The 23,113-nt window shown below is 62.5% G+C and carries 17 protein-coding genes and 1 tRNA gene; 9 read left to right on the plus strand and 9 right to left on the minus strand.

The features are described from left to right. Both QN315_RS13240 and QN315_RS13245 read right to left on the minus strand, forming a co-directional pair. The gene (locus QN315_RS13240; protein WP_323993493.1) at positions 1-2,151 is read right to left on the minus strand and encodes a peptidase domain-containing ABC transporter; all 2,151 of its coding nucleotides are present in this window, start codon (positions 2,149-2,151) and stop codon (positions 1-3) included. A 551-nt stretch (positions 2,152-2,702) separates the two neighbouring features. Continuing rightward, complete coding sequence (locus QN315_RS13245) at positions 2,703-3,350, minus strand: helix-turn-helix domain-containing protein (RefSeq protein WP_323989727.1); 648 nt, start codon at positions 3,348-3,350, stop codon at positions 2,703-2,705. A 120-nt stretch (positions 3,351-3,470) separates the two neighbouring features. Between QN315_RS13245 and QN315_RS13250 the strand changes: the two genes are divergently transcribed. From QN315_RS13250 to QN315_RS13280, 7 genes are all read left to right on the plus strand, one after another. Then, positions 3,471-4,502 (plus strand): aldo/keto reductase, encoded by a 1,032-nt coding sequence (locus QN315_RS13250; RefSeq protein WP_323989728.1) that lies wholly within the window; start codon positions 3,471-3,473, stop codon positions 4,500-4,502. A 388-nt stretch (positions 4,503-4,890) separates the two neighbouring features. Next, entirely contained in the window at positions 4,891-5,235 is a 345-nt protein-coding gene (locus QN315_RS13255) for a KGG domain-containing protein (protein WP_323989729.1), read from the plus strand. Positions 5,236-5,393: 158 nt separating this feature from the next. Further along, positions 5,394-6,287, plus strand: a complete 894-nt coding sequence (locus QN315_RS13260; RefSeq protein WP_323989730.1) for an SDR family oxidoreductase — start codon at positions 5,394-5,396, stop codon at positions 6,285-6,287. Between the two features lie 168 nt (positions 6,288-6,455). Then, positions 6,456-7,061: a TetR/AcrR family transcriptional regulator gene (locus QN315_RS13265; protein ID WP_323989731.1), complete on the plus strand. Its 606-nt coding sequence runs from the start codon at positions 6,456-6,458 to the stop codon at positions 7,059-7,061. A gap of 238 nt (positions 7,062-7,299) precedes the next feature. Then, a complete protein-coding gene (locus tag QN315_RS13270) occupies positions 7,300-8,190 on the plus strand; it encodes an alpha/beta hydrolase (protein ID WP_323989732.1) in 891 nt (296 codons plus the stop codon). A 263-nt stretch (positions 8,191-8,453) separates the two neighbouring features. Then, entirely contained in the window at positions 8,454-9,020 is a 567-nt protein-coding gene (locus tag QN315_RS13275; RefSeq protein ID WP_323989733.1) for a CC0125/CC1285 family lipoprotein, read from the plus strand. A gap of 150 nt (positions 9,021-9,170) precedes the next feature. Beyond that, the gene (locus tag QN315_RS13280) at positions 9,171-10,349 is read left to right on the plus strand and encodes a radical SAM protein (protein WP_323989734.1); all 1,179 of its coding nucleotides are present in this window, start codon (positions 9,171-9,173) and stop codon (positions 10,347-10,349) included. A 455-nt stretch (positions 10,350-10,804) separates the two neighbouring features. Here the strand turns inward: QN315_RS13280 and QN315_RS13285 are convergent, their stop codons facing one another. From QN315_RS13285 to lepA, 7 genes are all read right to left on the minus strand, one after another. Next, the gene (locus QN315_RS13285; RefSeq protein WP_323989735.1) at positions 10,805-11,851 is read right to left on the minus strand and encodes a GIY-YIG nuclease family protein; all 1,047 of its coding nucleotides are present in this window, start codon (positions 11,849-11,851) and stop codon (positions 10,805-10,807) included. Further along, positions 11,844-13,997 (minus strand): DEAD/DEAH box helicase, encoded by a 2,154-nt coding sequence (locus tag QN315_RS13290; RefSeq protein WP_323989736.1) that lies wholly within the window; start codon positions 13,995-13,997, stop codon positions 11,844-11,846. Before QN315_RS13290 ends, QN315_RS13285 begins: the two co-directional genes overlap by 8 nt. After that, positions 13,994-16,681, minus strand: a complete 2,688-nt coding sequence (locus QN315_RS13295) for a DNA methyltransferase (RefSeq protein ID WP_408904521.1) — start codon at positions 16,679-16,681, stop codon at positions 13,994-13,996. Before QN315_RS13295 ends, QN315_RS13290 begins: the two co-directional genes overlap by 4 nt. A 302-nt stretch (positions 16,682-16,983) precedes the next feature. Then, positions 16,984-17,475: a type II toxin-antitoxin system YhaV family toxin gene (locus tag QN315_RS13300; RefSeq protein ID WP_323989737.1), complete on the minus strand. Its 492-nt coding sequence runs from the start codon at positions 17,473-17,475 to the stop codon at positions 16,984-16,986. A 2-nt stretch (positions 17,476-17,477) separates the two neighbouring features. Beyond that, positions 17,478-17,810, minus strand: a complete 333-nt coding sequence (locus tag QN315_RS13305; protein WP_323989738.1) for a type II toxin-antitoxin system PrlF family antitoxin — start codon at positions 17,808-17,810, stop codon at positions 17,478-17,480. 552 nt (positions 17,811-18,362) lie between these two features. Then, positions 18,363-18,453, minus strand: a tRNA-Ser gene (locus tag QN315_RS13310). Positions 18,454-18,578: 125 nt separating this feature from the next. Next, positions 18,579-20,384: a translation elongation factor 4 gene (gene lepA, locus QN315_RS13315; RefSeq protein ID WP_323989739.1), complete on the minus strand. Its 1,806-nt coding sequence runs from the start codon at positions 20,382-20,384 to the stop codon at positions 18,579-18,581. A 272-nt stretch (positions 20,385-20,656) separates the two neighbouring features. Between lepA and QN315_RS13320 the strand changes: the two genes are divergently transcribed. Then, a complete protein-coding gene (locus QN315_RS13320; RefSeq protein WP_323989740.1) occupies positions 20,657-21,913 on the plus strand; it encodes a TolC family protein in 1,257 nt (418 codons plus the stop codon). Continuing rightward, entirely contained in the window at positions 21,910-23,112 is a 1,203-nt protein-coding gene (locus tag QN315_RS13325) for an efflux RND transporter periplasmic adaptor subunit (protein WP_323989741.1), read from the plus strand. Before QN315_RS13320 ends, QN315_RS13325 begins: the two co-directional genes overlap by 4 nt. Position 23,113 lies beyond the last annotated feature (1 nt).

A 23,113-nucleotide genomic window follows, 5' to 3' on the forward strand; every position in this document is an offset into this window, starting at 1 on the left:
TCAGCGCCCCTCCGCCCGCGCGGCCGTCGCGGGGATCCGCGCGACGACCGGCGCATGGCGGTTCTGCTGCATCCAGAGTCCGCGATAGAGCGCGCAGCGGTCCAGCAGCGCCGCGTGCGGCCCGATATCGACCACCGCGCCGCGATCCATTACCAGGATCTGGTCGCAATGGACCAGCGAGGACAGGCGGTGCGAGACGATGACCATGGTCCGCCCGCGGGCGATCCGTTGCAGATTGGCGTTGACCAGGGCCTCGCTTTCCGGATCGAGGGCCGAGGTGGCCTCGTCCAGGATCATCAGCCTGGGGTCGGCGATCAGGGCGCGGGCGATCGCCAGGCGCTGGCGCTGGCCGCCGGAAATATTGGTCGATCCTTCCTCGATCCACGTATCATAGCCGCCGGGCATGCGTTCGATGAATTCGTCGGCTCCGGCCAGGCGGGCGGCGCGGGCGACGTCGTCCATCGTCAGGCCGGGACGGCCGGCGGTGATGTTGTCGCGGATCGTGCCGCGGAAGAGGAAATTATCCTGCAGCACCACGCCGCAGGAGCGGCGCAGATGGGTCAGGTTGATGTCGCGCAGATCGACTCCGTCCAGCCGTAGCTGGCCGGTATAGGCGCGGCTGACGCCCTGCAGCAGCCGGGTGATGGTCGATTTGCCCGAGCCGCTGCGGCCGACCACGCCCAGCATGGTGCCGGCCGGCACCGCGAAGCTGACATCGTCCAGCGCCTTGACCGTCGCGCCGGGATAGGTGAAATCGACATTGCCGAAGGACAGGGCACCATGGATCTGCGGCCGCATGCCGGTGGTCAGCGCGCGGGTTTCGGTGGGCTGGTTGAGGACCAGCGCGGCCTCGGACAGCGAGGACGCGACCTCGTTGAGGTTCTCCAGCAGGCGGGCCAGGCTGGCCAGCGGCGCGGCGACGCGGCCGCCCAGCATCATGAAGCCCATCAGCCCGCCGGCGGCCAGCCCGGAATGGCCCGTCAGGATCAGCCACGCGCCGACCAGCATGATGCCGCGATTGAGAAACTGGTCCAGCGGCGCGGACAATGTCGCGGGCCAGTTGGCCAGCCGGCCGGCCGCCAGGCGCCAGCGCACGACCTGCGCCGTGCGGTCGTCCCATTCCTCGCGCCGGGCGGATTCCAGGGCCAGGGTCTTGATCGTGCGGATCCCGGCGACCGATTCATGCATGACCGAGTTGCGCGCCATCTCGGCCCCGATGACGCGCCCATAGAGACGGGTCATCGGCCGCATGAAGACCAGGACGATCAGGCCGATCAGGGTGGCGGCGGCCAGCGTGATCCAGGCCAGGGTGGCGCTGAGATAGAACAGCACCGGCAGGATGACGATCAGGGTGAACAGGTCGAGGAAGGTGCTGAGCAGCCGGCCGGTCAGGAAGTCGCGCACCTTGAAGATGGCCATGACGCGGCCGATGACCTGGCCGCCCTGCTCGCGCTCGAAGAAATCCAGCGGCAGCGACAGCAGCCGATTGAAGGCATGCAGCGAAATCCGCGTGTCGATGCGCGTCGTCAGCACCAGCGTGAGTTCGCGCCGGGCATGGGACAGCAGCATTTCATATCCGGACAGGATCACCATCAGCGCGGTGATCGAGAACAGGGTCGCCATCGACGCGTAATTGACCACCCGGTCGATGACCTGCATGACCAGAAGCGCCGGAAAGACGGCCAGGACGCTCAGGATGACCGAAGCCAGCAGGATGTCGCGCAGCAGCCCGCGCTCGCGCAGGACCATGCGGAGCATCCAGGCGGCGTTGACCGGCGCGTCGGCCTCGGTCGCGTCGCGCGCGCGCTTGACCAGCAGCACGTCGCCGGTCCAGAGCTGGGAAAGATGGGTCTCATCGACCGGAACGGGGGAATCGGACGCCGCCGCCATCGGATCCCGCAGCCAGACCAGGCCGCGCGCGGGATCGGCGCGCACCATCAGCGCCGCGGCGCCGTCGCGAAACATCAAGACGATCGGCGGCGTGTTGTGAAGCCGGACCAGATGCGGCCATGTCAGCCGCATACCCCGCGCCACCGCGCCCTGTTCGGTCAGCCAGCGGGCCAGGGTCGCGGGCGAGGGCGTGTCCTCCCCCGGCTCGCGGGCGAAATCGCGTGGGTCGAGGTCGAGCCCATGATGGCGCGCCGCCGCCATGGCGGCCTGGATGCGCGCCGTTGCCGGATCGGATGCCGGATCGGGCGCCGGACGCGCGGACGCAAAGGCGCCGGACGCGCGATGGGATTCGTTCACGCACTCTTCCTTCATACGCCGCCGCACGGGGCTCATAGGGACCTGCCGGCCGCACGATAACGCCGCGCATCCACGTGATGAAAAGAAATGGTGGAATATCGATTTCTACAAAATCACACACCGATGTCATCGGCGGCCCGCTCCCCGCGCCCCGGGGACGAAGAGACGGAAGAACCATAATACCGGCCGCAATATCCGTAAAATCACCGGAGGCGCCGTCATATGAAATACCGGGACACGGATCGAGCGGATCCACCCGGCGGCCATGCGTCCTGAACCGCTTAAGTTCATTCGGTTGGCTACATTCTGAAATACTCACGAACGCATGATGTGGCAAGCCCCTTCTGACGTACGCGTGAGAATTGTCACCGGATTGAAATATGCTGCGGAATGACGCAGATAGCCGCAATAGTTCAAAAATAACAAACACAGACCCGGGCCCGAGTTGGCTCTTTTCACTCCCGCGGCCGACCGGCCACCTGCGCCGTTGGCGCGACGCATCCATAGCGCAGTCCGTCCACAAGAAGCGCTACCATGCGTCCCGCGTGATCAGCCGAGCTATTGTGCGCAGACATGCACAGGCTCGCAACCGCGCCAAGAAGGTCGTCAGGATCGACGTCCGCCCGAACCACGCCGGCGGCGACGGCGGACGAGAAGAGCGTTCGGAAGGCAGGCCGCAGGTGCTGCTCGAAATATGCGGGCAGGGCTTCGAATGCCGGATCGCCTGAATGCAACGCCTTTGCGAGCCCACGCTTCGTTCCAACCCAGGCCGCGTATCGCTGCAACCATTTCATCAATGCCTCGAACGGCGGGTTCGCGTTCGCCAGAAGCGGCGCCGCGTCGGCGCAGGCCTCCATTTCCTGACGGCAGACCGCGGCGATAAGGCCGGCGCGCTGCGGGAAATGTCGATAGACGGTGCCTACCCCGACACCGGCACGCTCAGCGATTTCGCGGACGGGTGCGTCCACGCCCGACTCGGCGAACACCGCCTTCGCCGCGCGAAGCAACGCGTCGAGATTGCGCTGCGCATCGGCGCGCGGGCGGCGCTCGGCTGGGCGTTCGCGGTTCGAACCGCCGGTCTGATCGTCTGCTTCCTCGTTCATCATAGAGTCCGGTTGAAAAACGGAACAGCGTTCCGTATAAACCCGGAACGCCGTTCCGGTTATGCTGGCTATCACGGATCGGCGGTCGCCGCCAAACGATCGCAACCACAGGAGAACGCCATGCAATACCGCACGCTCGGTCGCACCGGGATCAAGGTCAGCCCCTACTGCCTGGGCGCGATGATGTTTGGAAAATTGGCCAATCCCGATCACCATGACTGCATCCAGATCGTTCACAAGGCCTTGGATTTCGGCATCAACTTTATCGACACTGCCGATCGCTACAGCGCTGGAGAATCCGAGGAGATCGTTGGCAAAGCCCTCAAGGGACGGCGTGACCGCATCGTGCTCGCCACCAAGGTGCATGGCCCGATGGGCGACGATCCGAATATGCAAGGGAACTCGCGGCGGTGGATCACCTCTGCGGTAGAGGGCTCTCTGCGCCGCCTGCAGACCGACTATATCGACCTCTACCAGATTCACCGCCCGGCGCCGGACACTGATATCGAGGAAACCCTGTCGGTTCTCACCGATCTGATGCGCGCGGGCAAGGTACGCGCGATCGGCAGTTCGACCTTTCCCGCATCCGAAATCGTCGAAGCCCAGTGGGTCGCCGAGCGACGCGGGCTTGGCCGCTTCCGTACGGAGCAGCCGCCTTACTCCATCCTGGATCGCGACATCGAGCGGGACATGCTCCCCACCTGCCAGCGCTACGGCATGGGCGTCCTGGTTTGGAGTCCGCTCTCGAAGGGGATGCTCACGGGTCGCTATCGCAAGGGACAGCCGCTCCCCGACTCCCTGCGTGTCAAAGTCTTCCCCAAGCAAATGTCCGACGAGCGCAGTCTCGACGCGATCGAGCAGTTGATCCCGATCGCGCAGGGGGCGGGCCTGTCTTTGACTCATATGGCCCTTGGCTTCGTCATGGCGCATCCCGCCGTCACCTCGGCGATCCTTGGTCCCCGCACCCAACAGCAGCTCGATGACCTGCTGGCGGGCGCCGAAGCTCGGCTCAGCGATGACGTTCTGGATCAGATTGATCAAGTCGTGCCGCCGGGCGTCGATATCGGCGTGAACGAGGCGAATTACCAGCCGCCGGCAGTGAAGCAGGCAAGCCTGCGCCGACGGCCGATTGCCGAGCGAAACGCTGCCTGACGTAACGATGAAGACAGCCAGTTCGTCCGCATTGTCCTGCAAAAACTGACAGAGTTCCGCTGACGGCAGATCGGCTTGACCCCGTAATCTTGATCACCATAGCCCAGTTTCCGCCAAAGCTTGACGCTGCCTGGAAGTTGCACGATTTGAAATCTGGCAGCGGGCCTCAAGGCGTCGATATGAGAACGCCGGAACACGGAAATTTCGAAATATCATGATCTTGGGATATAGCTCGCGAATCGTTGATAAGCGATGGCCATGTAGGAAATCTTGGAGGCATTATCTGGGATTTCGCCCGATGCGACATGTCGGGCGGCCAGGGGGGCAGCGAGTCCATGGTGACCGTCGCACAATGCGAGGCTCCCTTTTCAAAAAAATGGAGCACGTCATGAATTTCACGGAAATTTACCATTCGCCCATCGCGCGCGCGGCCGACAGCCGCGGTGGCGGCGGTGCAGAACATAACCCGGGCAATTTCGCCCAGGATCGCGAAAAGGCGGCAGAGGCCGGTCGCAAGGGCGGCCAGCACAGCCATGGCGGCGGCGGTGCCGAGCATAATCCCGGCAATTTCGCTCAGGATCGCGAAAAGGCGGCAGAGGCCGGCCGCAAGGGCGGCCAGCACAGCCATGGCGGCGGCGGTGCCGAGCACAATCCCGGCAATTTTGCCCAGGATCACGAAAAAGCGGTAGAAGCCGGCCGTAAGGGCGGCCACGCATCCCATAAGGGCGAGTAAAAAGAGCAAGTCGTTCAGGGAGCGTACGAAAGGCACCGGATACTCCCAGCGAGACAGGCCGGTGACGACCACCGGGGCGGTCGCATGACGACCGCCCCGAGCCGCCCGTCCGGAAGCGGCAGCTTTCTTTCGCGCACTGATCGAAGGAGAAGCACGTCATGACTGACCGTCTGACAATGCAGGATCCACGTACGCAATACCCATCGCCGCCGTTTCCCAGGCAACCTCAGGCCCGGCCGGGATTAACGGGGAAGATGGATCCCATTCCCGACCATGGCGAGCAGAGCTATCGGGGCACGGGCCGATTGTTGGGCCGCAAAGCATTGATAACCGGGGGAGATTCCGGAATCGGACGTGCCGCCGCGATTGCTTATGCGCGAGAAGGCGCGGATGTGGCGATTGCCTACCTTCCGGAAGAGGATGCCGATGCCAAAGAGGTCATGGCCCTGATTCAGGCCGAAGGCCGCCGGGCGGTGGCGTTGTCCGGCGATATCCAGCATGAAGCCTGGTGCCAGGAACTGGTGGACCGGGCAGTCGCGGGGCTGGGCGGCCTGGATATCCTGGTGGTCAATGCCGGCCGGCAGCAATTCCGCGAGACGCTGGAAGCGCTCTCGAGCGAGGATTTCGACCGAACAATAAAGACGAATCTGTACGCCTTGTACTGGATCACCCAGGCGGCGATGCCGCACCTGCCACCAGGAGCGTCGGTCATCGCCACTGCGTCGGTCCAAGCCTATCATCCATCGGAAAACCTGCTCGATTATGCGACCACCAAGGCCGGCATCGTGGCCTATACCAAGGCGCTGGCCGGCCAACTGATCGAAAAAGGCATCCGTGCCAATGTCGTGGCGCCAGGCCCGGTCTGGACCGCCCTGCAGCCTAGCGGCGGCCAGCCGGAGGACAAAGTCGAGAATTTCGGAAAGAACAGCGATTTCGGACGTCCGGCGCAGCCGGTGGAACTGGCCCCGGTCTATGTGCTGCTTGCGTCACAGGAAGCGAGCTTCATCAATGGCGAGGTCTATGGCGTCACCGGCGGCAAAGGCATCGCGTAGACGTTCGCGCGCTTTGGTCGAAAAGCAAAGCCGGTAGCGAACGACTTCAGGTCATCATAGCCTCTCTGCAGCCCGCTTTTTCATCATCCCGATCATGCCCGGGCGCGCTTGACTCCGTTCGTGAAGCTGCTATTTAGGAAACGATCGTTTCCTAAAACGGGCGGCAACATGGCACAAGACATTCGAGCGGGAAACCGGGGGCGCCCGCGCGCCTTCGATGAAGCGGAATTCCTGAACAGCGCGATCGCGCTGTTCAGTGCGTCCGGCTTCTCAGGCGTCGGCATCAGCGAATTGACCAAGGCGACGGGCCTGACGGTCGGCAGCGTCTACAAGGCCTATCAGGATAAGGAGGGCGTGTTCGCCAAAGCGCTCGAACATTATATCGCGCTGCGCGAGGCCCATATCGCGATGATCTTCGAACAGGCGGAAAATGCCCGCGCCAGGATCGAGGGCCTCCTCAGGCTCTATGTCGATCTCAGTAAAGGCCGGGACGGCAGGCTTGGTTGCCTGATCGTCGCCGGGATCGCCGATATCGACCAGGTCGGCCAGGCAGCCGACATCCTGCGTGCGCAAATCTCGTCACGGCGGGCGATGCTGAGCCGGCTGATCGAAGAAGGGCAACGTGACGGATCGATCGCGGCGAAGGGCGATGCCTGCGCGATTGCCACGGTTCTACTCGCTCTGCTGCAGGGCATGCGCGTTGTCGGCAAGGCAGGTGAATTCACCGAGGATGGCGAAATCTTCGTCGCACGCGCCCTCAGGATACTCGACTGACCATGCTTTTCATCCTCATGGCGCCGCTCGCCGGCAGGTTGTCCCGTCCATGCCGATCGATCGTTTGGGCCTGTTCGGCCTGCCCCTCACCGATATGGCTCTAGTGTCCCGATTCCGAAATTCGCAAGCGAATTTCGGGATCGAAAGGACACTAGAATCAATATTTTAGTGGCCTGCTGATCCGAGAAATTCTCATAAGAATTTCTCGGGCAGGACACTAGACTGGAAAGGAACCCACATGATCCACGGCACCCTGCCGGAAGCACCGGCCGGCTTCGCCCACCGTTTCACGACCGTGAGCGGGTTGCGTTTCCACTTTGTCGAGGGCGGCGTCCAATCCGGGCGCACGATCGTGCTCGTCGCCGGATTCCCCGAGAGCTGGTACGCCTGGCGCAAGGTCATGCCCGCTCTGGCTCGGGATTTCCGCGTCGTGGCAGTCGATTTACCGGGCCAGGGTGACAGCGACCGCCCTCTCGATGGCTACGACACAGCGACCGTCGCACAACGCCTGCATGATCTCGTCGCGCAGCTCGGGCTCGAACGATATTGCCTGGCCGCGCATGATGTCGGCGCCTGGGTCGCCTTTCCCTACGCGCTGATGTTCGGCCGGGAGATCGAGGCGCTGACCCTGATGGATGCCGGGATTCCAGGCATCACGTTGCCCGACATGCTGCCTTCATCCTCCGATAAATCCTGGAAAACCTGGCATTTCGGCTTCCACGCGGTCCCGGATTTGCCGGAAATCCTGCTCGAAGGACGCGAACGGCCATATCTCGAATGGTTCTTCTGGAACAAAACAGCCAACCCGGCCTGTTACGGGCAACAGGAGATCGACGAATATCTGCGCATCTTCTCCGCACCTGGCGGTATGCGCGCCGGGCTCGCCTTCTACCGCGCTGCGGCACGTTCCGCTGAACAGAACCGGGCGCTGGCGGCCGAGCGCCAGCTCGAAATGCCGGTGCTCGGGCTGAGCGCCGATCAAGGCTCGATTCCCGACATCGCGGCCATGATCGGTCCGTTCGGCCGGGACGTCCGCGGGGAGACGATCAGGAATTGCGGCCATTTCCAGCCCGAGGAACAGCCAGAAGCCGTGGCGGACGCATTGGCTCGCTTTTTCGGTGCGATCTGAAGCAAGGGTCGAGCGTGGCAGGAAAGCAAAGCCACTCAACCAATGTTTGTGGCGCGATATCGAACTTTTCGCCCGTTTTCGCGCTCGAAGAAGGATTGAATGCGGATATGTCGCGGGCGTCCATGTTTGGAAAGCAGGCAGGTCCATGCGGACTGCGACTTATCGGGCCGGAACTTCGCCGCATCACAATCCGCACAAGGACAACATGCGAGAGCGACATCGGATGTCCGGATAATATTGCTCATCACGTGGGGAGATAAGAAATGCCTGTTCCCCTTATGACGGTTCGCCAGATCGCCGCGATCTCCGGACTGATCATTGCAACGGCCTGCACTCACCCAACACCGTACCAGCCGGCAACGAAGGCTGGAGAGGGATATACGACGCAACAGATCGAGACAAATCGCTTCAGAATATCCTTCCGGGGCAATGCGGAGACATCACGCCAGACTGTCGATACATATATGTTGTATCGGTGCGCGGAGGTGACTCTGGAAAATGGCTATGATTATTTTGTCATTGTAAACAAGGCCGTCGACAAGAATACAGCCTATGAGAGCTATGGCGACAATCTGGCCTGGGGTTGGCGCGGCGGCTGGGGGTGGCGCCATGGAAGGGGCGGCGTTGGTCCGTGGGACGGCTCCGGAACAAGCTATTCCCAACCCATCAACAGCTATGATGCGATAGCCGATATCGTCCTCTATCACGGAACCAAGCCGCTCAACGACCTCTATGCCTACGACGCACGTGAGGTCATGCACGAGATCGGACCGACCGTCATCCACATCGAACCCGCACCGGGCGCTCCAACCTCCCCGGCTCCTTCGTGAAAATCCGATGATTTTCCCTGCAGCGTCATAAAGAGATGATCGAGGCTCCTCTCGACTGAAACTCCCGCCCGGCGGCGGCAGAGAATCCGGGAAAAGCGGTCCCGCGTTGTCATGGAAGACTGCGGTGGGACTCCGTGATGGAGGGACGTGATGATGCTGGCTCCTAAGCTCCCCGCAATCTGCGACCTTTCAGTAACGAATGTCTGCAACGCAGCCTGCGACTTCTGCGGTTTTTCGCGGAACAACACGCTGATCGGCCCCAGACGATACGTTGATGCGGAAGACTTCGCACGCGCACTGCCGATCTTGCACCGACGGGGCATACGGTACGTAACATTCCAGGGTGGCGAGCCTCTTGTGCATCCGGACATCGTTCGCCTCGTATCGGATACGGCCGCATCCGGCATTCGGGCAACTCTCATCACGAATGGTTGGTTTTTGCCTCGGTATATCGACGCCCTGGCTGCGGCTGGACTCACGAATCTGATCGTCTCGATCGACAGCGCCGAGTTTGATGTACATGAGAAAAACCGAGGTCTGGACGGACTTGCCGCGCGTATCGCAGAGGGCATCGCGCGGGCGCGATCTCTTGGCCTGCGGGTCCAGGCCTCTGTTACGGTCAGCCGGCTCGTTCATTACGACAAGCTCCCCGAAACCCTGAAGCGGCTCGGGTTCGACGCGGTCGAATTTTCGTATCCGCGTCGCGAGCCCTTTGGCTCAACATCCCTGGTGTTTGGCGGGGAATCGAAACTCGTCGACTTCAACCGCGCTGAACTGCTCGATGCCCTTGCGGCAATCGCCAAATTGAAGAAGCACTTCCCGGTTATGAACTCTCAAGCGTCGCTCGACGAAGTCGCACGTTTTGTACGTGGCGAGCCGCAGCGAGTACCCTGTGTCGGCGGCTACAAGTATTTCTACCTCGATTGGAACCTCGACATCTGGCGTTGCGAGGCGTGGAGCCACCCGATGGGCTCAGTCTTCGACCTCGACGGAATTCCGGATCAGCGCGAGCCATGCAATGCTTGTATGATGGCGTGCTACCGGAATGCGAGCATGTTGATGCACGCCGGGGTCGCCGCGTTGGACGCGGCCCATGCTTTGGAAGCGGGCCACGTCCGATCCGCCATAGCAACCCTCTTCCGACGCGAAGTCGCGCAATCCCTCCGATCGATTATGGAGGAAATGCCGCACATACGTCGCTTGGCGGCACGCAAACGCAGAGCAATTGCCGGTCGTGTTGAAGCCCAACCGGGGCTGCGGCGGGGCCGGAGAGGCCGGGTGACGCGGCCCCCCGCCGCAGCCATCGGAGGACCTCGTCACGACCCGTGACCAGAAGATCGTCCGCGCCAAAATCGGCCCGCAGGAACTGTCGAAGCAACTGGGCAACATCTCCCAGGCCTGCAAGATGATGGGCGAAGCCGCCGGAGGTTCCGACGATGCATGGCATCGTTGGAATGGTTGCGGAGGGTACCCCGGACGCAGGTCTCCTGTATTCCGGCAAGCAGAGCTTTCTCCGCCGCCTTGTACCGCTGATTTTCAGGTGCCGGACCGACCGCCTGCGCTGCATGTAAGGTGCCGGCATCGGCTTCCCGTGCGTGCCACCAACATGTGCCACACACTGCCGAAGCCAAAAAATAACCCAATGAAATCAATCACTTGTCTGGAAATGCGGGATAGCGATGAGAACTATGTCTACTCCATAGCCCTCTATACCCCTCCAAAGTAGGTGCGAAGGGACAGCAAAGCTGACTTACGCTGCCCATCAGACTTCCGCTTCGCCACCGTTAACCGAGCGCTTTTTCTATTGCCTTTTCCACCAGCTCTGGCGTCACTTTGAACCATTCGGTTGCGCTGAAGGATCGTCCATCAGGTCCCGTCACCCTCAGGGCGACGTGATACGATCGAAGCGCCTTGTGGATAAGCTGTTCAGCTTCCTTTGCTGAGTGACCCACCAGTTCGAAGGTAACAAGAATATCTACTGGTGCGAATAAGAATGTCGCCTGCGTTTCAGCATGCGCGATGCGATCCTCCACTGCTCCCGATGTCGTGCCGACCTTAAGCAATCCCTGGATTTCGGGTTTATCCGATCGAGAACGCAGCACGTAAACGAAGCCAGTTCGCGCGCCCTCGAAAAGGGGACCGGCATTTGTGGTGCCGATGCGCCGCGCATCCTTGTCTTCGTACAGTCGCCGGACGAGCGATGACATCAGCAGGTTGGACTCCGTGCCGTTGTCGAAAATGACGCGCAAGCGAGCGTCCGGCTTACTATTCCGCCGGTGCTCGTCGCGAAGGTCCGCAACATGGACGAGTTGGCCCTTGAGGACGAAGAACTCGCCCAGCTCGACGCGCTCCTGCCGAAAAGGCTGGGGTCTGCGCGTTCCTTCGTCGACAGCCTTGCGAACGCTATCAAACAGCGGTTCGAAACGCTCGAAATCCGGGCAAGGGCGCCGGTCGGCGACGAAGTCGGGCCGCGCCATCGGCCTTAGTTCGTCACGCACTTCGAAGATATCAAAGCCATCGGCCAACAGCGGATCATCGAGAGGATCTACGACACCCACCTCACCGAAGACGAGATTACGCGTGTCGTAAAATGCGAGCCCATCCAAGTCAGCCTTCGATGCTCGCAGCCCAGCCAGTTCATTGGCAAGCATGCGCTCCCGCACACTGCGCCCTGGCTCAGAAACCGGCTCGGCACCAGTCTCATCCATGAACGCGTTGATGCGTTCGATAACCTCGACCGCGCGGGCAAGGAGAGGCGTCCGCGCTGCCTTGGGCCTCTCGCCAGGTGTGATTAGAAGTTCGTCGTTGAGATAGTCGATCGTTTCAGGCATCGACCTGTCCCTTGTCCGCGCCCGCCATGGCGGCACGCTTTTCCCGCGAAAGTTTGCGCATGAAGGCCAAACCTTCTGCCAGCCTGACCTCGCGTCCATTGGGGGAATTCAGGTTAGGCTCGCGACCCTCGCGCTGAATGAATTCTTTGATGCGGGGATAAAGCTTTTCGGCCTCATCCTGCGTCATGCTCACCTTCAACGCCCGAACCTCGCCGTGAAGGCGAGCGAGCAACTCCTCGGAAAGTTCCTTAGACAACAGCTCATAGGCGTCATCGAAGTCGCGTCGGCCGCCGAGCAGATCGACCTGCAACTCCCGCACGTTTATGAAACGCTTCGCTTGTTGCACAAACCGGTCGCCGGGGCTCAGGGTATTCTCGCCGGTGCCATCGTCCGGCTCCGCAAAGAGAGACTGTTCCCCCTCGGACATGCCGGGCGTCTGGATAATGCTTGGATCTTTGGCGACCTCGCGACCTAGTCCGGCGCGTACGCCGAACAGGCCCACCGCGTCCTGGACCTGTTCCGCTGAGAAGCCAGGGTAGCGCCGCTTGATTACATCCGTGACCACGAGATCATACATCACGTCCGTGTGATGGTCGTCGGGATTGATCATAACCGTCAGCGTGCGCGAGTCATTCTGCACATCTGCAAACAGGTCATTGAAGTCGTTTTCGATCGCCTCTACGGCCTTTTCGTCGATTTCCGGCATGCCAACAATTTCGATTTCGCCCGCATTGGTCACAGGAACAGGCTTAGTATCGTCGCTAGGCGAGCCGTCGAATTGGTCTGCGCCTTTTTGTGTGCGAAACTTGAAGACCGGGGCCATTACCTGCTCCATCAGGAGCGAAACCGAGATGGCCTTGAGCATGTCGTTGACGGCGCGGCTGACGGCCTCGTCCTTTGCAAAAGGGGCGGATACGAGATTGGTAAACTGCGCCTCCGTCTTGCCGGGCGCATCCCGTGTCGCTCGACCGATGATCTGCACCACTTCGGTCAGCGACCCCCGATAACCAACCGTTAGAACGTGTTCGCACCACACCCAGTCGAAGCCCTCCTTGGCCATGCCCAGCGCGATGATAATGTCGACATCTTTGCGGTCCTTTACCGCGCGGAGGCTCGCCAGCACCTTCTCTCGTTCCGCGCTGTCATCCACGAGGTTCGCGATCTTTAGTGTATGGCCGCCCGCCGTGAGATGAACAAAGCCGGTCGTGGCATCGACACTGGTTTTAGGGTTCTTGCCCAATCGATCACCGATCGCATCCACGATCGCGTCCACAGCGAACATCTTGCTGACACCGCTGCCCTCGGCTGAGCCAACATGCGGTATATGCACGATCGTCTTCATGTGGGGGTCAAGAGCATCGCCGATCGCGTCGAGGTAATTGCGCTGGTAGAAGCGGAAGTTAATGCGAAGCGTCTTGAGGTACGCGTAGCCGTTGAGCTGTTCGTAGTAGGTGTAGATTACCTTCTCGAAACGGGCCTCGTCCTGCGGATGAAGCACCGCCGTACCGTCGCCGCGGAAGTACGATCCAGTCATAGCGAGGATGTGCGCAGCATCGGACCCCACTTCGCCCGCCCGATCGACCAATCCGCGCAACAGGTTGCCCAGCCTGCTGTTCTCGTCTGAGGAAGCGTGGTGCAGTTCGTCCACGCAAACGAGCGCGCGATCGAACAAGCTCACGTCATCCGTCTTGGCGTAGGCTGCGCGTAGGGTGGAATGGGTGCACAGCACCGTCTGCCCGCCGCTATCGCCGCGCAGGAAAGCTATCAGTTCATCCACCTTGCGCCCGGTTTCCGAGCCTACGGTGCAGAGGTCGAGGTCGAGCCGCCAGTCCGAGTGGAAGCCGCCTGCCGCGAGGCCTGTGTTCCGGAACGAGGCGCCGATGGACCGCTCGGGCACCGCGATCACCACGCGGTCGACAGCTTTGGTGCGAAGCTTCTCAAGGCCCACGAACATTGCCGCGCGCGACTTGCCCGACGCGGGTGGTGATTTCACCAACAAGTGCTGCGCGTCCCGCTTATCCCAAACCCGGGCCTGCATGACGCGCATGCCAAGGTGGTTGGTCGCTTTGGACGCGCCTGTCCCTTCATAGCTGAGTGTGATGGAGCCGAGGCCGTTCTCACCCGCCTTGTTTGCCGCCTCGCTCATGCGTTCACCCTTTCGTTGGTGTGGGCTGGATTCTCGTCTCCCGCAGCCATTCGCGCGTAGAGTTGCAGCATGTGCTCGATCCGGTCAGCGTCCGAGCGGTAGCGACGCGAGCCGAAGATCGTTTCCACCGTCTCATCTAGGTCTTCATGGGCGCGGCGCAGGGTGTGGGGCATCTTGGCGGGAACGTAAAGCTCGCCGAGAGAGCGGCCAAATCCGGCCTCCTTGCGCGCCTCGTCTATTGCCCACCAATGCTCTTCAAGGTTCGCTTTCCGGCGATCTGACAGAGGCGGCAATGGGAAGGTGTTCCAGACCAGAGTATTCGAGTAGCGCGGGTCCTCTTTGAGGCGTCCGCCTACCGTCTCTAGCCATAACCGATGCATGCGTGAGGACAGGATCGCAGCCTGCCACACCGCACCGTCGAAAATACCAAACGCCTCACTTGACGTTATGTTGGTGTCGTCCTTCACATCGACGGGCAGGTACTCGCGATCCTTACTCGCGGGACGCGGCACCATGATTGTATGCGAAGTTGCTGCGCCGGCCCGTTGCAGAAATCGATGGGGTCGGTCTGCATATGCCTTCGATATGTCGGAGGCATCTCCCTTGGAGCGATCCCGCGATACGGCCTCAAACCGTCGCGCTACCGCAGGTATGGACTTAGCCTCCTCAACCTGCTCGTCTGCCACCCAAAGACAATACCGTTCGATGCCCTTCATCAGCTCTTGGCTGCCGTAAAGCCGTCGCATGAAACGGGCCACCTGCGGATGTGTCTCCAGCAGCGCATTACGCTCGTTGCGATCTAAGATCAGGTTGCCGCCGTCGGTCGGTTGGTTGCCGCGAGTCATTGGTTCGAGGTCAGGGGCGAGCGGCTTGCTCGCTTTGGCCACGATCACCGTGGTGCCGGGTGCGAGGTAAGGCCCGATCACCTCCACGTCGCGCACCGTATCGCCATCGAACAGGCGTTTGGGCGCGTCGCTTGGCAGTCCCATACCGACAATCACGCAGGTCACGCCGGCATTGTTCGCAGCGAGGTTGGACCACTTGAACGAACGGTGCGCGAAGCGGATCTCCATCCCGTCGAGCAGATGCGGCCACAATTCAGGCACCTGCACGCCCTGCACAATGGAGTTGGTGGATACAAAAGTGAAGGGCGCGCCGGTCGCCAGCGCATAGTCGCGAGCCTTGGCGAACCAAAGCGTCACGTAATCGAGATTGCCCCAATTCTTGACGCGCCCCTTGAACACGCGAGCCATGTCCGCCTTTTGCTCGGGCGACCAGTAGGAAGAGCCGCGGAACTGTGGGTTCCCTACCACCACGGTTTTCGCCCCTGCATCGGGGGGGCAAACCTCTAACCAGTCGATCTCCGCCGCATTGCCCTTCACAATGACCCCAGCCTTCTGAAGCGGCAGGAAGTCGGTGCGCTGGCCCAGGTCCAGTTCTAACTGCTGGTCACACTGATACTTGGCGATCCAAAGGCCCAGCCGTGCCGCCTGGCACGCGAAGTCGTCGATCTCGATTCCGAAAAACTGCTCCAGTGCGATACCCGACAGCCGCGGCAAGGCAAGACGGCGCAAGGCTTCGGTCTCTAGAGTCCGCAGCTCCTTGTAGGCGAGGATCAGAAAGTTGCCGGAGCCACATGCCGGGTCGAACACGCGGATGCGGCCGAGCCTTTCAAGGAATTCGCGCAGGCGCCCCTTGTTCGCTCCAGCTCGTTCCAACTCCGTTTGCAGTGAATCGAGAAGGATGGGCTCCAGCACCTTCATGATGTTGGCTGGTGATGTGTAATGCATCCCCAGTTCGCCGCGCTTCTCAACGTCAACCACGGCCTGAAGCATCGAGCCAAAGATGTCAGGATTGATGAGCTTCCAATTCAATCCCGCACAATCGAGGAGCAGCTTACGGCAACGCCCATCCAGCGCCGGCATAGGCACATCTTCTTCGAACAAGGAGCCGTTCACATATTTCAGCTTGGACCAAGGACGAGTCTCTGAGGACCGCTTCTCTGGTGGTGTGTCCATGTACTTAAAGGCGCTCTGCAGAAACGCAGCAAGGTCACTGCCGTCCACGTTCGACTGCCGCACAGCGGTCTCAAATACGTCCTTGTCGAAAATGCCGACATCGTCGGAGAACAGGCAGAACAGTATGCGCGCCATGAAGATATTGAGCGCATGGCGATCCGCTTCCATCGTCCAGCCGGGATTGGCGTCGCGCACCGCGTCATGGAAGCGCGAAATGAATCGCGTGGCTCGCACATCGGCAATTCGCTCCTTTTTGGGAACGTAACGCTCGTGCCCACCAAGCGGAAAGAAAACGTCACCTTCGAGTGAGAGCATATCGAGGCCGACACGCAGCGGTTCTTCGTCGAACTTTGGGCTTGTGTCATAGGCAGCGATGCGCTCGCCATCATAGGCGAGCAATATGCGAGGGCGACGTCCCTTAGGTGCGGCCCCAGCTTCCGCGCGCATTCGGTCCAGCGCCGCGTCCACACCTCCCTGTCCGGTGGCTTCGAAGCGGAGCATCCGTGCCCAAAGGAATGCACCGTCTTTGGCGGTATCGCGTAGTTTCGTGATCGTCGCACGCGGCGCGCCTACCGCCTCCATCAGCGCCAAGCCGAACTCGCCTCCTGCTGGAGGTTTCGCAGCGAGGTCGTCAAGATTGGAGTATATTTCCCCTGGGGTCAGCATATTCTTCGACTTGTTCCTAGCCTTATTGCTCTTCGCGCATCTGTCTCGTTCCGATGCCAAATCGATTACCAGCTGGTGACAGATATTTTTCCTTCAGTGCATTCTTTTGCAGTATTCGACCAGTTGGCAGCAAACACATGCGAGGAGGCCGTCATAAGTTTAGGTCCCAAGGACTCATCATGGCTGTCGTTTATTTCCGACTGATTTCCGTAGCTAAATTCGATCATCATCCTTCATACAAAACGCCAGCTTCAGCAGGCAGTTACTCGTAGACCTGACTGTCCGGATACCCATGTCGTCGCCTACGGCTTCGTAGATGAAGCGACGTCTAGCCGCGCGACCGTGATGGCCTCGGAAGCCGCCTTGTGTAGGGCGGCCCAATCGTCGGGTGGACTGTCCATGTCCAGCATTCCTTTGAAGACGTTGTAGGCATCGGTCTTCGCGCGATAGGTCCGGAGCGTTGTTTCATCGTTGACCCAGGCAAAGATGATGACTTTCGCATTCGAGTCATAACGGAAGAACAGGCGAAAGCGGCCGTTTCCAAACTTCGCCCGGAACCAGTGCTTGTAATCATTGCCGAGAGTCGAGCCTTGCCGATAGACGGTCGCCATCGGGTCGGCCGGAATCGCCTCAAATACGAGCTTGTTCAACGCAGCCAGTAGCTTGGTGTTCGCGTTCTTCCGATAGTCCTCGGGCTTCTTTGCTTTCAATACTTGGACGGACCTGGTCAGCTTCTCTAACTGATCGAGAAAAAGGGGATGCGCAAGGATGGTCCAGCCATTGATCGTGAGCATGACTAGAGTGCGACGACCCCGTCGATCTCGGCATCGAGGTCAACGTCGATATCGCCGACCAGCACCGCCATACGATCCTGCAACGTAGCAGGCAGCGGGACGACGGAGGTACCAGGATGCTTGGTCATGTCGTGCGCGAGAAACCTGAGGAAGCGATCGACGACCGGATCGCTCTCCTCTTCCGTCGCCTTCTCGACATAGACGCGGAGCTCGTCATCAACTAAAAAGGCGATGCGTCCGCCATAATCCACGCCCAAGGCCTGCCGGACGGCCTTGGGAACCGTGGTCTGGCCTTTAGCCGTGATGGTGCTTTCTTCTTTCAGCAATGCGGCCATGTTTAAGCTCCCAACTTGATCGCAAGATCAGTAAGGAACTTTCCTTACCTTGTCAAGTGGCAAATTTTTTGGGGAAGCACGGATCATTGCCGCTTCTACGGCTCGCCGGGCCTATCCAGCTTACTCTCGGAGATCTGCAGATCGGTGAGGAACCGGCCGTACAATCTCGCTATTCAAACGTTTCCTCGTTGGCTTAAATAGGAAGTATGCCAAGGTAAACGCTTTTAAATAATGGGCGATATTGCCATGCTGAGCGGATGGCTGTGGCGGATGCCCGTGCCCAATGGTCACGCCACGATGTCAGGCGACCTCGGCGGCGGGTACGTGGTCCGCGCGCCAGGCATCGAAGCTTTCGCGTGCCCTGTCGGTCAGAAGCGATAAAAACACGTCAGGATCGCCGGTATAAAGGCAGTGCCGCATGGAGCAGCACGAGGATTACGGAATTGGTAGGGCATGTGAGAACCCGTGTCGGCAGGGCAGTCACTTAAAAGGCGATATCAAATTGATAATTATCGAGATAGTCGGCCAATTTATGCGGCAATCGGCGGTGTTTGGCGGAGAGAGTGGGATTCGAACCCACGGTACGCTATTAACGTACACACGCTTTCCAAGCGTGCGCCTTAAGCCGCTCGGCCATCTCTCCGGCGCACAAACGGGCCTGCCTGCCGGGCGGCCCGCCGTCTGGGCGCGGAACATAGCAACATTTCCGCCCGGCGCAAGGGGCAAAGCCCCGATGCGCTCCTCCGGCTCCAGGCTTTGCCGGCGGCCTTAATGATCCATCTTCAGCGCGGCCAGGAACGCGCTCTGCGGGATCTCCACCTTGCCGAACTGGCGCATGCGCTTCTTGCCTTCCTTCTGCTTTTCCAGCAGCTTGCGCTTGCGCGAGATGTCGCCGCCATAGCATTTGGCCGTCACGTCCTTCGACATCGCGCCGATTGTCTCGCGCGCGATCACCCGGCTGCCGATCGCCGCCTGGATCGCGATCTTGAACAATTGCCGGGGGATCAGCTCCTTCAGCTTGGCGCAGATCGACCGCCCGCGCGTCTCGGCGGCCGAGCGATGCGCGATGAAGGCCAGCGCGTCGACCGGCTCCTGGTTCACCAGGATCGAAATCCGCACCAGGTCGCTCTCTTCATACCCGTCCATCTGGTAATCGAAACTGGCATAGCCGCGCGACACCGATTTCAGCCGGTCGTAGAAATCGAACACCACCTCGTTCAGCGGCAGGCGATACACCGCCATCGCCCGGTTCCCGACATAGGTCAGGTCCTTCTGGATGCCGCGCCGCTCGGTGCACAGCGTCAGCACCGCGCCCAGATACTCGTCCGGCACCATGATGGTCGCGACGATCCACGGTTCCTCGACCTTCTCGATCACCGACCCGTCCGGCATGTCGGCGGGGTTGTGCAGCTCCTCCATCCCGCCATTGGTCCGATACAGGCGATAGACCACCGACGGCGCGGTCGCGATCAGGTCCAGGTTGAACTCGCGGCTCAGCCGCTCCTGGATGATCTCGAGATGCAGCAGCCCCAGGAACCCGCAGCGGAAGCCGAAGCCCAGCGCGGCCGAGGTCTCGGCCTCGTAATGGAACGACGCGTCGTTCAGCCGCAGCTTCGCCAGGCTGTCGCGCAGCTTCTCGAAATCGTCGGCATCGATCGGATACAGCCCGCACCACACGACCGGGATCGACGGCTTGAACCCCGCCAGCGGCGTCTCGGCCGGCCGGCGGTCATCGGTGACCGTATCGCCGATATTGCAATCCGCCACGGTCTTGATCGCCGCGTTGATATAGCCCATTTCGCCGGGCCCCAGATCGTCTACCGGCACCATGCGCGGCGCGAACACCCCCACCTGGTCCACGTGATAGACCGCGCCGTTCGACATCATGCGGATGCGCGACCCCTTGCGCAGGCGCCCTTCCTTGATGCGCACCAGGATGATCACGCCCAGATACGGGTCGTACCAGCTATCGACCAGCAGCGCCTGCAACGGCTTGCTGTCGTCGCCCACCGGCGGCGGCAGGCGGGTGACCAGCGCCTCCAGCACGCCTTCGATGTTCAGGCCGGTCTTGGCCGAAATCTCGACCGCGTCATCGGCCGGAATGCCGATCACCTCCTCGATCTGCGCCTTCACCCGCTCGGGCTCGGCGGCCGGCAGGTCGACCTTGTTCAGCACCGGGACGATCTCGTGGTTGGCGTCGATCGCCTGGTACACGTTGGCCAGGGTCTGCGCCTCGACCCCCTGCGACGCATCGACCACCAGCAGCGACCCCTCGCACGCCGCCAGCGACCGGCTGACTTCATAGGCGAAGTCGACATGGCCCGGCGTGTCCATCAGGTTCAGCACATAGGTCTTGCCGTTCTTGGCCGGATAGGTCAGGCGCACGGTCTGCGCCTTGATGGTGATGCCCCGCTCGCGCTCCAGCTCCATGTTGTCCAGGACCTGGTTCGTCATCTCGCGCGCGCTCAGCGCCCCACAGGCCTGGATCAGCCGGTCGGCCAGGGTCGACTTGCCATGGTCGATATGCGCGATGATCGAAAAATTGCGGATCAGCGAGAGCGGTGTGTCGGTCATGGGCGGAGACATAGGCCAAAACCCCGGGAAAGTCAGCGGGCCCGCATCGAAATTCTCCGTCCCCGCCCCCTTGGCCCATCCCGTCGGGCCGCCCCGTCGGCACACCACGTTCAGGGTCCCGTCAGCTTCCTGTGATAGAGCCCCTTTCCTGCAGGTGCGGCACGGGGCCGCCGGATCGCGTGGGATGCCGCATGAAGCAGGGCAGGGGACACGACAGGCACGACAGGGACCAGCACAATGGGAATCGGCACGGCGGGACAGCCCCCTCCGTCATGGACCGCGGCAGCGTCCCACCGACCCGCACCCTGGGCGCCGCCCTGCTGGCCGTCACCTGCCTGACCGCCGCGCCGCCGGCCCATGCCGCCGGCCTGGCCTTCCACGACGCCGTCAGCGCCGCCTGGGCGATCGACCCGATGCGCGCGGAACTGGCGACCAACCGCCAATCCGCCGATGACCGTGCCGATGCCGCGCGATCCTGGTTCCCCGGCGGCCCGGTCGTCTCCGCGCAATATTACGACGACCATTTCATCGGCTCCAATCTCGGCTACACGACCTATCAGGGCAGCATCTCGGTGCCGCTCTGGCTGCCGGGGCAGGGCACCGCCACCCGCCGCGTGGCACAGGCCGACGCCGCCGCCATCCAGGAACGGATGAACGCCGAACACATGGCCGTCGCCGTCCGGGTGCTGGACGCCACCGGCGCGCTGGTCATCGCCCAGCGCCGACAGGCGGTCGCCCTGTCGCTGCTGCAGGCGATGCGGCGCCTGGACGCCGCCACCGCCCACGCCGCGCGGGTCGGCGAATCCTCCCTGTCCGACCGCCAGGCCGTGGCCGCCGAACTGGCCGCCGCCCGTAACGAGGTCGCCCTGGCCGGCGAGCAGACCGCCACCGCCGCCGCCGCGCTGCAGGTGCTGCTGGGCCGCGACGGCGTGCCGGACATCCTGTCCAGCGATGCGCGCCTCCTGGCCCGCACGCGCTTCGGCACCCCCCAACTGGTCGAGGACAACGATCCCCGCGTCCGTGCCGCCCGCCGCGCCGTCATGGCGGCTCAGGAAAGCGTGCGCCTCGCCCGCGCCTCCTTCATGCCCAACCCCGAAATCGGCGTCGGCGTGATTCACCAGGGCCAGTACGGCAGCCCGTGGGACGACCAGGTCGGCGTCAACGTCATCATGCCGCTGCCCAGCGCGGCGCGGAACGTGCCGCAGATGGCCGCCGCGCGGGACAGGCTGGCGGCCGCCGGCAGCCAGGAACTGCAGGCCCGCCGCGCGGTGCGCGTCGAACTGGCCCAGGTGCGCGCCCGGCTGGACGCCTCCGCCGCGACGCTGGATGGCGCCCGCGCCGCCGCCGGTGCCCTGAACCGGCGCGCGGATGAAATGGAACGATCCTGGCAGGTAGGAGAAACATCGTTGGTCGAGGCATTGCGGGCGCGACAGGCCGCCTATTCCGCCATCCTCACGCTGAACAGGGCCGAAATCGAATGGCACGCCGCCATCATGCGCGCCGCCATCGCCGCGGGCACCACGCCATGAGGAAACGCCTCGCCGCCCTGCTGCCGGCCGCCGCCCTCATCGCGATCCTCGCTCCCGCCCAGGCCAAGACGCCCGCTGCCGATACACCCGCCGCCGATACACCCGCCGCCGACGGCCTCGCCCCGGTGACCATCGGCGCCGACGCGCAGAAGAACGAGGGCCTGACCGTCGCCACCGCCCACGCCGGCACCGTCTCGCGCGTGCTGCCCGCCCTCGCCCGCGTGATGCCGGACGAAACCCGCGTGGTGCATATCCGCCCCGTGGGCTCGGGCAAGGTGCTGGCCGTCCATGTCCTGGCCGGGCAGCGCGTCGCCCGCGATACGGTGCTGGTCGATTACGTCGATCATTCCCTGCACGTCGCCCGTCTCCAGGCGGTGCAGATGCGCGCCGCCCTGAACGCCGCCATCGCGGCGCGCGACGACGCCGCGGCCGCCTATCGCCGCGCCCGCGCCCTCGCCGGCGCCACGATCGCCGCCGGCGAGGTCCGCCGCCGCCTCGCGGTGCTGCAGGAGGCGCAGAACACCGTCCTGGCCCGCCAGGCCGACGTCGCGACGATGTCCCACCGGTTCCAGGAGGAATTCAATTCCGTCACCGAACGCGACAACGGCGACGAAACCTCCCAGGACGAAACCTCGTCCCTGATCGCCCCGGTCGACGGCACGGTGCAATCGGTCTCGGTCGCCGTGGCCGGCGATATCGAACCGGGGCAGGACGCCGCGACCCTGGTCGATCTGTCCTCGGTCTGGATCGTCTCCGACATCCCGCCCCAGGACGCGGCGCATATCGTGCCCGGCGGACGGCAGGTCACGCGGCTCGGCGACCGGGCGCTGGCCTCGCGCATCGGCTCGGTCGACGGCATGGCCGCCCCGGCCACCGGCCTGGTCCGGGTCATCAGCGCCGTGCCCAATCCCGGCGGCGCGCTGCGGCCGGGTATGATGCTGGACACCGAACTGCAGACCGACGACCGCGCCACCGGCATCGTCATCCCGTCCGAGGCCGTGCAGCAGGTCAATGGCCGCGACGTGGTCTTCATCCGCACCGCCTCCGACATTTTCCGTCCCGTCCCGGTCACCGTGGCGCTGGACAGCGGCGGCAGCGCCGTCGTCACCGCGGGCCTCGCCGCCGGACAGGCCGTGGCCGCCCAGGGCAGCTTCGCCCTGAAATCCAGCCTGCTGCTGGCCGGAACGGGTGGCGGCTGAC

Source organism: Nguyenibacter sp. L1 (genome assembly GCF_035199985.1).
GTDB lineage: Bacteria > Pseudomonadota > Alphaproteobacteria > Acetobacterales > Acetobacteraceae > Gluconacetobacter > Gluconacetobacter vanlangensis.